Raw genomic sequence first — 12,924 nt, 5'->3', positions numbered from 1 at the left:
AAAATAGCTATAAATTATCCACTAATTCTGAGCAATTAATAAGTCTTCAAGTGCTTCTGTTAAATGGGGAAATTTAAATGTAAAATGATGCTTTTCTAACAAAGCTGGTTGGACATGTTGACCCTCTAAAACAAGAGTGCTCTGTTCTCCAAGGGCAAAGCGGATGGCAAAGCTAGGGACAGGCATCCAATGTCGTCGATTCATGACCATAGCGATTGTTTGTCCAAATTCTTTCATGCGTGTGGCATGAGGTGCAGTTACATTGAATGGACCATGAATTTCTTCATGAAGGATTGCAAAATATAAAGCACGTGCTACATCTTCAATATGTACCCACGAAAGCCATTGCTTACCAGAACCGATTGTTCCGCCAATATGCATTTGATATGGCAATAGCATGGGTGGTAAGGCACCGCTCTTTCTACCTAAAATGACACCAAAGCGTGCAAGGGCCACACGGATTCCCAAATGTTCTGCTCGTTTTGCATGTCGTTCCCAATCATCAACGGTCGAGCCTAAAAAATTGGTCGCTGCATCAGAAAAATTCTCATTATAAATAACCTCTGTAGAATGGGGGTAAAAACCCACGGCACTTGCATTAACAAGTACTTTCGGTTTTTTCCTGAGCTTTTCTATTATGCGCACTATTTCAAGTGTTGCATGCATCCGACTCCAATAAATATCCTTCTTTTGTTTTTTCGTCCATCGACCATTATTTAAAGAAACTCCTGCTAAATTCACAAAGGCATCTGCTCCTTCTAATGCCTCTATTGGTAGGGACTCATCCTGCAACCATTGTACATATTGAATACCATTTTTTTCGGAGGAAGGACTTCGAGTTAAAACAAATATACTGTGACCATTTTCCTGAGCTAGCTTGATAAAAGCTTTTCCCACAAAACCAGTTCCACCCGCAATCACGATTTTCATAAGAAGCACCCCTTTTTCAAAAATATACTTTACTAGTAATTTTATCATTTAACACGAATGCAAGCACCTTAAGTGAATCCCTAGAAGAAGGTGATAAGTATCGAATAACGGATACCGTAAAAAGAAATGTTATAATGGACAGGTGAGGTGTTGGCTATGCGTATGATTACGAAAATTGCACGTCAAAAAAACAATCCTGAGCGTTATAATATCTATTTAAATGAAGAATATGCATTTCCTGTTGATGAGGCTATTCTTCTTCAATTTTCTTTAACAAAGGGGAAAGTTCTCGATGAATTTGAAATTCAGGAAATTGCCTATGAGGATGAGATACGCAAGGCGTTTAATAAAGGATTAAACTTTCTTTCTTATCAAATGCGAAGTGAGCACGAGGTTAAGAAAAAACTTCTTACCTTAGAATTTGGAGAAGCAGTAGTTTTAGAAGCAATCCAGAAATTAAAATCGTATGGCTTTATAAACGATGAAAATTATTCCAAAGCTTTACTTGATACAAAAAAGGCTACAATGAAAAAGGGACCGAGAGCTATTAGACAAGATCTCATGAAAAAAGGAATTAATAAAAACCTACAAGATGAGGTACTTGCCACTTATAGTTTTGAAGAACAAATAAAATTGGCCTTACAGTTGGCGGAAAAAATTATACGTTCAGAGAAAAGAAAGACGCCAGCACAAGTAAAGGCTAAAATTCAAGATTATCTGTTAAGAAAAGGCTATGCATTTCCTATTGTGGAAGAGGTGCTTAATCAAATAGAACTTGAGCAAGATGAAGACAACTGGCAGCCATTACTCGATGCACAGGGCGAAAAAGTTTGGAAAAAGTACGTATCGAAGTATACTGGTTATGAGCTAAAAATGAAGGTGAAGCAGACGCTTTACCAAAAGGGTTTTCCTATAGAAGTAATAGACCGTTTTATAGAAGAGAAGGAGAATGAGGAATGAACGAAAAGAATTATGCTGCTATGTCTGAGCATGAACTGCGTGAGGAAATTGCATTTTTAAAAGAGAAGGCAAGAAAGGCAGAACAGCTTGGCATCATTAATGAATTTGCTGTTTATGAACGTAAAGCATTAATGGCAGCAGCTTATTTAGTAGATTTGAATACAATTGTTCCGGGTGAAATGTATCGTATTGATCGTTCAGATAATGAATTTTTCCAAGTTGATTATTTGAAGGGACGATTTGCATGGGGACATCGTTTAGGTGGTGACAAATACCAAGAGGCACTACCTGTATCCATGCTGTCTCCTGTAAAGGTGGGTAAATAAATGGAGGAAAAAATTGAAAAATTGACAGCAGAATTGCTTGCGAAAAATCCACAAATGTCAGTTGGACGTGCCCGTGTCTGGGTTGAATTATTATGGAGTGATTTTGAATCAACTTCAGCTAAAGCAGGGCATGATTATCGTGGGCCAGATTATACAGAAAATCTTGTTCGCCAATTAATTACAAGCTATGGTGATAAACTTCATGCCTTTGCAGGGCGCAATCCTAAATATGCCCATCTCCTAGATGCTAGTGATGATATGATACAATAATAAAACCCTGACCATTATTGGTCAGGGTTTACTGCTTAATTACTTGCGCCAATTTGTAGTTTTTTCTGAAGCTTATCTTCTGTAAAAATCCAACCCGTGTAAGATGTGACGATTTCATTATCGTCATTTAAATGTGCTACTGCCACAAAGGGATAGCGATTGTCACTACGATAACGCAAGTCGATTAAACGTACCTCTAATAAGCCATTTTCAAGCTCAGAAATCTCCCATCGGTACATCGGGGAGAATGATACGAAGGCAGCTAAGTTGGGGTCTTTCATTGCTGCATGAATGAGGGCAGTTTTAGGTAAAGGCTTAATCTCAAATTTATCATAAATATTAACAGTCCTTCCATAAGCACGGCCAACATAATAATGTGTTTTAGACTTGGCAGCAATACGCCAATGGAAGAAGCGCATAGTGGGTGCTACGATAACATATTCTTCATCTTGTATCGTACTGTGGACAGCATTTTTTACTGCTTTTTGAACAGCAAATCGTAACAGATAATAAATCACGATGATGATATACATGATGCTAAATGTCCAAACAGGGTTGGCTCCGAAAGCCCATAATACAATACCTAAACAGTGTAAGGAAAAAATAATCGGATCAAATGTATTGATGACACCTAATGCAACCCATTTTCTGGAAAATGGCCGTATTGCTTGGGTACCGTATGCATTAAAAATATCTACAAAGACGTGAAGAGCAACAGCTAAAAATGTCCAAAGCCATAAATGAAACACATTTACGTCTTGCAAAATAAGGGATATAACTGCTGTTATTAAGATTGGCCATATAGCTACTGCCGGTAGAGAATGTGTAATTCCGCGATGATGTCTAATATAAATGGCATTATTGCGTAGTTTTAACACAGTATCAACATCTGGAGCTTGTGAGCCAATTATCGTACCTGCCATGACAGCAGTAAAGGTCATTGAGTGATTTGCTACTATAGGGTCGGCTAATGCGAGACCGCCAAGGGCAATACCCATAACGAAATGTGTACCTGAATCCAAAAATATCCACTCCTAGTATGCAGTAAAATCGAGTACAATTTGCATACATCTTTATTTCAATTATAAATTAACTGTATTCAATTTTTGTATGGTGACATTCGATAATGACGAATTTTGTCAGTTATGGACGAATGTTCATTCTTTATTAATTGTATACCCTTTTCAACATAAATTAAATCGTAAAAATATTGGAGGTCACTGTGAATTACCCATATGTAACAGAATTTCGACATTCTTTAGTCGAATGGTTTAACGCTGAGAAACGCGACTTACCGTGGAGACATACTACAGATCCATATAAAATTTGGGTTTCTGAAGTGATGCTACAGCAGACACGTGTCGACACAGTTATTCCTTATTACAATCGTTTTATGGAAAGTTTTCCAACATTAGATTTGCTTGCAGAAGCTCCACAAGATTATTTATTAAAGCATTGGGAAGGACTTGGCTATTATTCTCGAGTGCGCAATTTACAGGCAGGTGCACGTGAGGTTTTAGAAAATTATGGAGGCGTGGTCCCTGATAATCGCCATGAAATATCAAAATTAAAAGGTGTAGGACCTTATACCGCTGGTGCTATTTTAAGTATTGCCTATAACAAGCCCGAACATGCAGTAGATGGCAATGTTATGCGAGTATTAAGCAGAGTGCTTAATATAAATGAGGACATAGCCGTACCCAAAACTAAAAAGATTTTTGAAGCGGCAGTTGAGGAGCTTATTGATCCTACTAATGCATCTTCCTTTAACCAAGGCTTAATGGAGCTAGGGGCACTTATTTGTACGCCTACGTCACCGAAATGTTTATTGTGCCCTGTGCGAGAATATTGTACAGCGTTTAATGAGGGTGAACCGGAAAAACTGCCAGTTAAATCGAAAAAAATGAAGATGAAGCATTTGAGTTACAATATTTTAGTCTGTCAAGATGAACAAGGACGTTTTTTAATGGAGCAACGGCCCGAAGAAGGATTATTAGCTAAACTATGGCAATTCCCAATGATTGATACTACTAGTCAGATAACAGAGGAAAGCTTCTTAAAGGAATGTTCCATTAATGTACAAGCTAGGCATGAACTGCTTTCATTTAAGCACGTGTTTTCACATTTAACATGGCATATAAATAGCTATTATATGAAGTGTAAATCCTCTTCAACGGGCGATTGGTTCACTCAAGAACAAATAGAACAATTGCCGATGCCTGTTCCTATGTTAAAAATATGGGAAGAGGTAAAAAATAATAAATAGGAAAATAAATCCTGCTTAAAACAATTATTTAATGAGCATAAATTTCTTCACCTCGGTACACAATAATTAGCGTGGAGGTGAATGAATAATGAAAAAGCAAAACAACCAAAATTTCCAACCGAATAAAAACATGCAACGTCAAAGTGAAGAATTTGGTTATGAAACGGACGTAAATGAAGTGCAAAAGCAAAATGCGAAAGCAGAGCAAAAGAAAGCTCCAGCTTCAGGTCGTTTCTCTAAAACTAACCAAGATTTAGGTGAGTAACACTTTGTAATTGCATAATTGCATTTACCTCTAAGGGGCTGTCTAAAAATCCGAAAAGATGAAAAAGACAGCTCCTTTCTATATTCTTTTGGTAAACCAATAAATTCCAATATTGCAGGGCTTTTAATAAATTTCGCTTAAAGTTAACGAAATTTTATACAAATTCAAAATAGCGTAGTGAAATTTGTGGTTTTCTAACTACACCTTTCGCGTACACATTGCTATAATATACTAGAGACTGCTAGATAAAGGTAGCATAGACGAAAAGGTGGGCTTCAAAATGGCATTACCGGTAGAAGGAGAAACGATACAAATACATAGCTATAAGCACAATGGCCGCATCCACCGTGTTTGGCAAGAAACGATGGTTTTAAAAGGAACGAAAAATATTGTGATTGGTGCGAATGAACGGACACTTGTGACAGAATCCGATGGTCGTACATGGCTAACGAGAGAGCCTTCTATTTGCTATTTCCATGCGGAACACTGGTTTAACATCATCTGTATGCTACGTGAAGACGGTGTGTATTATTATTGCAATCTAAGCTCACCATTTGTGTTCGATAATAATGCCATTAAATATATCGACTATGATCTAGACATTAAAGTTTTTCCTGACATGTCTTATACGCTCTTAGATGAGGATGAATATGAGCTTCATCGTAAGGAAATGTCTTATCCTGATGTGATTGATAAAATTTTAAAGCGCAATGTCGATAAGCTAATAAGCTGGATTCAACAAAAAAGAGGACCTTTTGCACCCGATTTCATCGACGTCTGGACAAATCGTTATAAGTTCCAGCTAGATATGCAGTCAGATGATTGTTAGTGACACCTATTAGTTAACTAATAGGTGTTTTATATTGCCTCTTGTAGCCATTTCTAGGAAAGGCATATGCAAAATAGTTAGCGGTAAAGTCATCATAACTGTATTTTAATCAAAATATTGCTATAATACATAGGGCATTCATCATTGGATGCCTGTTTCTTTTTGTAAGGATGTGATGAAAATTTGGGAAGCATCAAGCGGTATATGCGCTTTGTAAAACCTTATTCTTGGGAGATCGTTTTAACGATTGTTATCGGTATAGTTAAATTTGCTATTCCTTTATTTATTCCATTACTCATTAAAATTGTGTTGGATGATATTATTGCTGCGGATGACTTAACAGATGGAGAAAAAACAAAAGAGCTATTATATTGGCTGGGAGGAACGATTATTGTGTTCTTTATTATTCGTCCACCCATCGAATACTACCGTCAATATTTTGCACAACATGTTAGTAATAAGGTGCTGTTTGATATTCGGAAAGAAATCTACGCACATTTACAACGATTAAGCTTAAAATATTATGCCAATACACGTGCCGGTGATGTTATTTCAAGGGTCATCAACGATGTTGAGCAAACGAAGAACTTTGTAATGACGGGTTTAATGAATGTGTGGCTAGACCTTGCAACCATTGTCATTGCAGTCATTATTATGCTAACAATGGATATTAAGCTAACATTAGTGGCCTTATTAGCGTTCCCATTTTATGCATTGAGTGTGAAGTACTTTTTTGGAAAACTGAGAGATTTGACACGTAAACGTTCACAAGCACTTGCAGGTGTGCAAAGCTATTTACATGAACGAGTAGCTGGTATGAGTATTGTTAAAAGCTTTACATTAGAAAAACATGAACAAACACTATTTGATCAAGCAAATGGTGAATTTTTAGAGAAGGCCCTTGATCAAACAAAGTGGAATGCTAAATCCTTTGCTGTGGTAAATACCATTACAGATGTAGCGCCTTTACTTGTTATTGCTTATGCAGGTTATCAAGTCATAAATGGTACATTATCTGTTGGAACAATGGTTGCCTTTATCGCGTATATTGAACGATTGTATGGCCCACTTCGCCGCCTTGTTAGTTCTTCAACAACGTTGACACAATCCATTGCATCAATGGATCGAATGTTTGATTTAATGGATGAACCGTATGAAGTGAAAAATAAAGTGGGTGCGCGAGAATTACCAGCCGCGACAGGAGAAGTTCGTTTTGATAATGTTTCTTTCCAATATGAAAAAGATGGGGTATCTATTTTAAAAAATATTAATTTTACTATTAATCCTGGTGAGACTGTCGCCTTCGTCGGCATGAGTGGTGGTGGTAAATCCACAATTATTAGCTTAATACCTCGGTTTTATGATGCAACGGATGGTTTCGTAACAATTGATGGACAGGATGTAAGAGATGTCACATTGCACTCACTACGTTCTCAAATTGGAATTGTCCTACAAGATAATATACTCTTCAGTGACTCTGTTAAAGAAAATATTTTAATGGGAAAACCTGATGCGACAGATGAGCAAGTGATTGAGGCTGCCAAAGCAGCAAATGCTCATGATTTTATTATGACTCTGCCAAATGGATATGACACTAAAGTAGGTGAACGTGGAGTAAAACTATCAGGTGGGCAAAAACAACGAGTTGCCATTGCTCGAGTATTTTTAAAAAATCCTCCGATTTTAATCCTTGACGAAGCAACTTCAGCGCTGGATTTAGAGAGTGAAGCATTGATTCAGGAGTCATTAGAGGAGCTGGCTCATGAACGAACAACCATAATTATTGCTCATCGTCTTTCGACTATCACACATGCTGACAAGATTTTTGTTATAGACCATGGTCAATTAATCGAAAGCGGTACTCATGAGCAATTAATGATGGAACAAGGGACATATTATGATTTATTCCAAGTGCAACATTTGGAGTAATAATGAAATTATACGAAAATCAACAAATGTGAAATTTTGAAAAAAAGTCTTTCATTTATTTTTAAATGGAAGGCTATTTTTTTTTGATAAATGTAAAAAATTATCTCTTTATAAGATTTAATTATTATTAAAGACGATTATTGTAGAAATTCTATGTAATTTGCAGAATATTAATGATTGAAAGAGTGATGTTTTTTAGTTAGAATTATCTGAAAATAGGGAATTTAACAAAAGTTATAGTATTCTGTTAATATAATTTATACAATTAAGTAAAATATAGGTAGGGTGGGACGTTGCGCATGAGGAAAAAGCTACTAGAAATAAAAGGTTTAAAAACAACCTTTTTCACAGATAATGGACAAATTCCTGCTGTAGATGATATCGATTTTTCTGTCCAAGAAGGAGAAATATTAGGGATTGTCGGTGAATCGGGAAGTGGTAAAAGTGTTACGTCACTGTCCATCATGGGATTAATTCCATCACCCCCTGGCAAAATAACCGGTGGTGAAATATTGCTAGATGGTAAAAATCTAGTGAATTATACAGAAAAACAAATGCAGAAAATACGTGGAAAAGACATAGCTATGATTTTTCAGGAGCCTATGACTTCACTAAATCCCTTGTTTACAATTGGTGATCAATTAAAGGAGGCCATTTTAATACATAATCCAAAATGGTCGAAAAAGAAAGCGTTTGCCAGAGCAGTTGAAATTGTGAAACTTGTAGGTTTACCACGTGCTGAAGAATTACTAAAGGATTACCCGCATCAGCTATCGGGAGGGATGCGTCAACGGGTCATGATTGCAATGGCACTTGTCTGTGATCCACAGGTTTTAATTGCGGACGAACCGACAACTGCTTTAGACGTTACGATTCAAGCTCAAATTTTACAACTTATGAAAGATTTAAATAAACGATTGAATACAGCAGTACTATTAATTACACATGATTTAGGCGTTGTAGCAGAAACCTGTGAGCGTGTGATTGTCATGTATGCTGGACAAGTTGTAGAGGAGGCACCGATTCAAGAAATATTCGCTAATCCGAAGCATCCTTATACACAAGGTCTTATTCAATCAGTGCCTGATATGCGATTTAAAAAGGAGAATTTATATTCAATCCCTGGAAGTGTACCAAAACCAGGGAGTATTCAAGTAGGGTGTCGTTTTGCGGCACGCTGTGAATACGCAATGGAACGTTGTTTACAGGAAACACCACCTTTATTTGAGGCAGCAGAGCAGCATAAATCGAGATGTTTTTTACTAGAGAAGCAGGAGGTGGAGCAACGTGTCGAAAGTGTTATTAAAGGTTGATGGCTTAAAGAAATATTTCCCCATACGCAAAGGGGTTCTAAATACACAAACCGGGGATGTAAAAGCAGTGGATGATGTTTCATTTGAGGTTTTTGAAGGTGAAACATTGGGGATTGTTGGTGAGTCGGGCTGTGGTAAATCAACAACAGGTCGTTTACTCATGCGATTACTAGAGCCTACTGAAGGAAACATTGAATTCGCAGGTAAAATGATTTCTGAATTATCCAATAATGAAATGAGGAAGGCACGTAGAGATATTCAAATGATTTTTCAGGACCCGTATGCCTCTCTAAATCCAAGACATAACATTGGCAAAATTTTAGAAGAGCCTCTTATCGTTCACGGAATAGGTAGTGCCAAGGAGCGGAAGCAAAAGGTATTGGAGCTGCTTGAGATTGTTGGATTGAATGAATATCATGTCAAACGTTACCCACATCAGTTTAGTGGTGGTCAAAGGCAACGAATCGGTATCGCACGTGCTTTAATGACAAATCCTCGTTTGATCATTGCGGATGAACCAGTATCGGCATTGGATGTGTCTATACAGGCACAAGTGTTAAATCTATTGCAAAAGCTGCAAAAGGATTTAAAGCTAACCTATATATTTATTTCTCATGATTTAGGGGTTGTGCGCCATATTAGCAATCGTGTTGGCGTCATGTATTTAGGCAAATTAGTAGAGTTGACTGCGAGTGAAGGCTTATATGCTGAACCGCTTCATCCATATACACAGGCACTCTTATCTTCGGTCCCAGTGCCAGATCCAACGTTTGAACGTGAACAAATCATTATTACTGGGGATATTCCGAGTGCATCCAATCCGCCAAGTGGCTGTACATTCCATACGAGATGTCCTTTTAAAATGGAACAATGCTCACAGGTAGTACCTAGCATGCAAGAAGTGAAAACAGGTCATTATGTTGCGTGTCATCTATATGAGGCACTTCAACATTAAATGATATAAAAACCACATAGGGGGAAATTGAATGAAGAAAAAGAAGCTTTGGACTTTAGGTGTAATGCTGCTCCTTATTCTCTCGACGATCTTAGCAGCTTGTGGCGGCTCTGATACAAAGGATACGGGTAGTAAAGATACTTCAACTGGTGGCGATACAGCTAGCAGTGGAGAACCGAAAATTTTAGTGTATGGTCGTGGAGGAGATTCTGTAGCACTAGACCCTGCTGTTGTAACAGACGGTGAATCCTTTACGGTTACAGCTAATATTTATGAAACATTGGTGAATTTTGGTGAACAAGATGTAACGATTCAGCCAGGTTTAGCAAAATCATGGGAGGCATCAGAGGATGGTTTAACGTATACTTTCCAGCTACAAGAAGGTGTGAAATTCCATGATGGCACAGATTTCAATGCTGAGGCAGTTGTTAAGAATATTGAACGTTGGAAATCAGGTGCTGATAAACACCCTTATTTTAGTTCGCAATTTCTCGTTGGTGACAAACAAGTAATTGAGTCAGTAAATGCAGAGGGTGACTATACAGTTGTCTTTAAGCTAAGCCAACCACAAGCACCGTTCCTGAAAAACTTAGCAATGTCTCCATTTGCGATTGCTTCACCCACTGCATTTGAAGCAGATGAAGAGGGATTGTCAGCAAATCCTGTAGGTACTGGCCCTTTCAAATTTGTCAGCTGGGTACGTAATGATTCAATCACAATTGAGAAAAATCCTGATTACTATATTGATGGCTATCCTAAATTAGATAAAGTAATTTATCGTTCTATTCCAGAGAACTCTGCACGCTTAAATGATTTATTAGCAGGCAATATTGATGTAGCTGATGGCATTAGTCCATCCGATAAAGGAACAATTGAGGGGGATGCTAATTTACAATTAATTGAGCGTCCATCTATGAACGTTGGCTATCTAGGGTTAACAGTGACACGCCCTCCATTTGATAATGTAAAAGTGCGTCAGGCAGTTAACTATGCAATTGATAAGCAAGCATTAGTGGATGCATTTTATGAAGGGCTAGCAGAGCCAGCGAAAAACCCAATGCCACCAGTAATTTCTGGCTATAATGATGAAGTTACAGGCTATACGTATGATCCAGAAAAGGCGAAAGCATTACTTGCTGAAGCAGGTTACGATGGCAAGGAAATTGAGCTTTGGGCAATGCCAGTACCTCGTCCATACATGCCTGACGGTCAAAAAGTGGCAGAAGCGATTCAAAAGAACCTAGAGGATGTAGGCATTAAATCTAAAATTGTGTCATTTGAATGGGCTACTTATCTAGAGAAAGCACAAAATGGTGAGGCGGATGCATTCTTACTTGGCTGGACAGGTGATAATGGGGATGCGGATAACTTCTTATATACTTTATTAGATGGAGATAATATAGGCTCGAACAACTATACATTCTATGATAATCAAGAATTACACAAGTTGTTAACAGCCGCTCAAACTGAGGTCGATGAGGACAAGCGTAATGAGCTTTATAAGCAAGCTCAAGTCATTATTTCTGAGGATGCACCATGGGTTCCGCTTGCTCACTCTACTCCAATTTTAGCTGCTAACAAGAAAGTTACAAATTATATTGCGCATCCTACTGGCTCTGACCGTTTAGGTGCGGTAGATATTCAATAGTCATTTTATGAGTTGAATAAAAGAATTAGAGAATCTGCTTGCTTTTCTGCGGGTAAGCCGTGGAATTCTAGCAGATTCTTTTCTAGTAAAAGAAAACCATATCATTTTCTCCTGTATGAAAGATCACTCATCTAAACATTCAAAACCGTTTGGTGAAGGCTCAACCTTTCAACAGTATATAAAGACTTCAAAGTAGATTATGAAAATCATAGAGAGGTGATGAACATGCTTCACTATATGGGGAGACGTTTACTTCAACTAATCCCAGTTTTGCTTGGAATGACTTTTATTGTCTTTATGTTAATACGAGCAATACCTGGTAATCCCGCTCAAGTTATTTTGGGACAACAGGCGACAAAAGAGGCAGTCGAGGCATTAAACGCAAGTTTAGGATTAGACAAACCCTGGTATACACAATATTTTAGTTATTTGGCAGGCATTTTTCAGGGAGATTTAGGGGTTTCCTTACGTACAAAATTACCTGTATCAGATGAAATTTTTCCATACTTAGCTGCAACAGCTGAGCTCGCCTTTTTTGCGATGATTATTGCGATAGTTATCGGTGTGAATGCTGGTATTATTTCTGCTTGGTTTCAAAATTCTTGGTTTGATTATACAGCGATGATTGTTGCATTAATCGGTGTTTCTGTACCGGTGTTCTGGCTTGGGTTGATGGAGCAATGGACATTTAGTAGTAAGCTTGGTTGGTTGCCTACCTCTGGCCGAGAAGATGTCCGAAATCCTATAACCGCCATAACCCATTTTTATTTATTGGATACGCTCATTCAAGGTCGCTTCGATCAATTCGTCGAAGTCTTAAAGCGACTCATATTACCAGGTGTCGCACTGGCAACTATTCCGATGGCTATCATTGCAAGAATTACAAGATCTTCTATGCTAGAGGTTATGCGCTCAGATTATGTTCGCACTGCAAAAGCAAAAGGCCAAAAAATGTTTATTGTGGTTTATAAGCATGCTTTAAAGAATGCCGTTATTCCTGTGTTAACAGTAATTGGTTTACAAACAGGATTACTGCTTGGTGGGGCCATTTTAACAGAGACTATTTTTAGTTGGCCAGGAATTGGTCGCTATATTTATGATGCGATTGGCTTCAGGGATTATCCTGTGATTCAATCAGGAATTTTAATCGTTGCATTTATTTTCATCATGATTAACTTAATCGTGGATTTACTGTATACAGTTGTCGATCCGCGTATTAAATACAAGTAGAAG

General features: G+C 37.7%; 13 protein-coding genes. 11 read left to right on the top strand and 2 right to left on the bottom strand.

Annotated elements, in window-relative coordinates; genetic code table 11:
* Positions 1 to 21: 21 nt before the first annotated feature.
* Positions 22 to 930: a TIGR01777 family oxidoreductase gene (locus tag ACE1MS_RS19375; protein WP_036160449.1), complete on the bottom strand. Its 909-nt coding sequence runs from the start codon at positions 928 to 930 to the stop codon at positions 22 to 24.
* 156 nt (positions 931 to 1,086) lie between these two features.
* On the opposite strand from ACE1MS_RS19375, the gene recX reads away from it, so the two are divergent.
* The 3 genes from recX to ACE1MS_RS19360 are packed head-to-tail and all read left to right on the top strand — an operon-like array spanning position 1,087 to position 2,486.
* Entirely contained in the window at positions 1,087 to 1,890 is an 804-nt protein-coding gene (gene recX / locus ACE1MS_RS19370; RefSeq protein ID WP_080695156.1) for a recombination regulator RecX, read from the top strand.
* Positions 1,887 to 2,216, top strand: coding sequence for a YfhH family protein (locus ACE1MS_RS19365; RefSeq protein ID WP_012292101.1), 330 nt, complete (start codon positions 1,887 to 1,889; stop codon positions 2,214 to 2,216). The genes recX and ACE1MS_RS19365 overlap by 4 nt, the downstream gene beginning before the upstream one ends.
* Positions 2,217 to 2,486: a YfhJ family protein gene (locus ACE1MS_RS19360; protein ID WP_012292102.1), complete on the top strand. Its 270-nt coding sequence runs from the start codon at positions 2,217 to 2,219 to the stop codon at positions 2,484 to 2,486. It begins immediately after the preceding gene.
* A 35-nt stretch (positions 2,487 to 2,521) separates the two neighbouring features.
* Here ACE1MS_RS19360 and ACE1MS_RS19355 read toward each other — a convergent pair whose 3' ends face one another.
* Entirely contained in the window at positions 2,522 to 3,508 is a 987-nt protein-coding gene (locus tag ACE1MS_RS19355) for a metal-dependent hydrolase (RefSeq protein WP_031416879.1), read from the bottom strand.
* 200 nt (positions 3,509 to 3,708) lie between these two features.
* On the opposite strand from ACE1MS_RS19355, the gene mutY reads away from it, so the two are divergent.
* From mutY to ACE1MS_RS19315, 8 genes are all read left to right on the top strand, one after another.
* A complete protein-coding gene (gene mutY / locus ACE1MS_RS19350) occupies positions 3,709 to 4,752 on the top strand; it encodes an A/G-specific adenine glycosylase (protein WP_031416881.1) in 1,044 nt (347 codons plus the stop codon).
* A gap of 88 nt (positions 4,753 to 4,840) precedes the next feature.
* A complete protein-coding gene (locus ACE1MS_RS19345) occupies positions 4,841 to 5,017 on the top strand; it encodes a gamma-type small acid-soluble spore protein (protein ID WP_008173504.1) in 177 nt (58 codons plus the stop codon).
* Between the two features lie 280 nt (positions 5,018 to 5,297).
* Complete coding sequence (ntdP, locus tag ACE1MS_RS19340) at positions 5,298 to 5,846, top strand: nucleoside tri-diphosphate phosphatase (RefSeq protein ID WP_025115837.1); 549 nt, start codon at positions 5,298 to 5,300, stop codon at positions 5,844 to 5,846.
* 204 nt (positions 5,847 to 6,050) lie between these two features.
* Positions 6,051 to 7,775, top strand: coding sequence for an ABC transporter ATP-binding protein (locus tag ACE1MS_RS19335; protein WP_012292106.1), 1,725 nt, complete (start codon positions 6,051 to 6,053; stop codon positions 7,773 to 7,775).
* 299 nt (positions 7,776 to 8,074) lie between these two features.
* The gene (locus ACE1MS_RS19330; protein WP_031416884.1) at positions 8,075 to 9,088 is read left to right on the top strand and encodes an ABC transporter ATP-binding protein; all 1,014 of its coding nucleotides are present in this window, start codon (positions 8,075 to 8,077) and stop codon (positions 9,086 to 9,088) included.
* Positions 9,063 to 10,043: an ABC transporter ATP-binding protein gene (locus tag ACE1MS_RS19325; RefSeq protein WP_031416885.1), complete on the top strand. Its 981-nt coding sequence runs from the start codon at positions 9,063 to 9,065 to the stop codon at positions 10,041 to 10,043. The genes ACE1MS_RS19330 and ACE1MS_RS19325 overlap by 26 nt, the downstream gene beginning before the upstream one ends.
* A 31-nt stretch (positions 10,044 to 10,074) precedes the next feature.
* A complete protein-coding gene (locus ACE1MS_RS19320; RefSeq protein ID WP_036165367.1) occupies positions 10,075 to 11,691 on the top strand; it encodes an ABC transporter substrate-binding protein in 1,617 nt (538 codons plus the stop codon).
* Between the two features lie 225 nt (positions 11,692 to 11,916).
* Positions 11,917 to 12,921, top strand: a complete 1,005-nt coding sequence (locus tag ACE1MS_RS19315) for an ABC transporter permease (RefSeq protein WP_447402569.1) — start codon at positions 11,917 to 11,919, stop codon at positions 12,919 to 12,921.
* The last annotated feature ends 3 nt before the right edge of the window (positions 12,922 to 12,924 follow it).

The sequence above is a fragment of the Lysinibacillus sp. fkY74-1 genome (assembly GCF_053165895.1).
The sequence above is the reverse complement of the archived record's forward strand: the minus strand, read 5'-3'. Positions and strand labels throughout refer to the sequence as shown.

Bases quoted from the DNA above. Each gene is read 5' to 3' on its own strand.
- ACE1MS_RS19375 (WP_036160449.1), bottom strand. From the start codon at position 930: ATGAAAATCGTGATTGCGGGTGGAACTGGTTTTGTGGGAAAAGCTTTT.
- ntdP (WP_025115837.1), top strand. From the start codon at position 5,298: ATGGCATTACCGGTAGAAGGAGAAACGATACAAATACATAGCTATAAG.
- ACE1MS_RS19335 (WP_012292106.1), top strand. From the start codon at position 6,051: ATGCGCTTTGTAAAACCTTATTCTTGGGAGATCGTTTTAACGATTGTT.
- ACE1MS_RS19315 (WP_447402569.1), top strand. From the start codon at position 11,917: ATGCTTCACTATATGGGGAGACGTTTACTTCAACTAATCCCAGTTTTG.
- ACE1MS_RS19360 (WP_012292102.1), top strand. From the start codon at position 2,217: ATGGAGGAAAAAATTGAAAAATTGACAGCAGAATTGCTTGCGAAAAAT.
- ACE1MS_RS19365 (WP_012292101.1), top strand. From the start codon at position 1,887: ATGAACGAAAAGAATTATGCTGCTATGTCTGAGCATGAACTGCGTGAG.
- ACE1MS_RS19345 (WP_008173504.1), top strand. From the start codon at position 4,841: ATGAAAAAGCAAAACAACCAAAATTTCCAACCGAATAAAAACATGCAA.
- recX (WP_080695156.1), top strand. From the start codon at position 1,087: ATGCGTATGATTACGAAAATTGCACGTCAAAAAAACAATCCTGAGCGT.
- ACE1MS_RS19330 (WP_031416884.1), top strand. From the start codon at position 8,075: ATGAGGAAAAAGCTACTAGAAATAAAAGGTTTAAAAACAACCTTTTTC.
- ACE1MS_RS19320 (WP_036165367.1), top strand. From the start codon at position 10,075: ATGAAGAAAAAGAAGCTTTGGACTTTAGGTGTAATGCTGCTCCTTATT.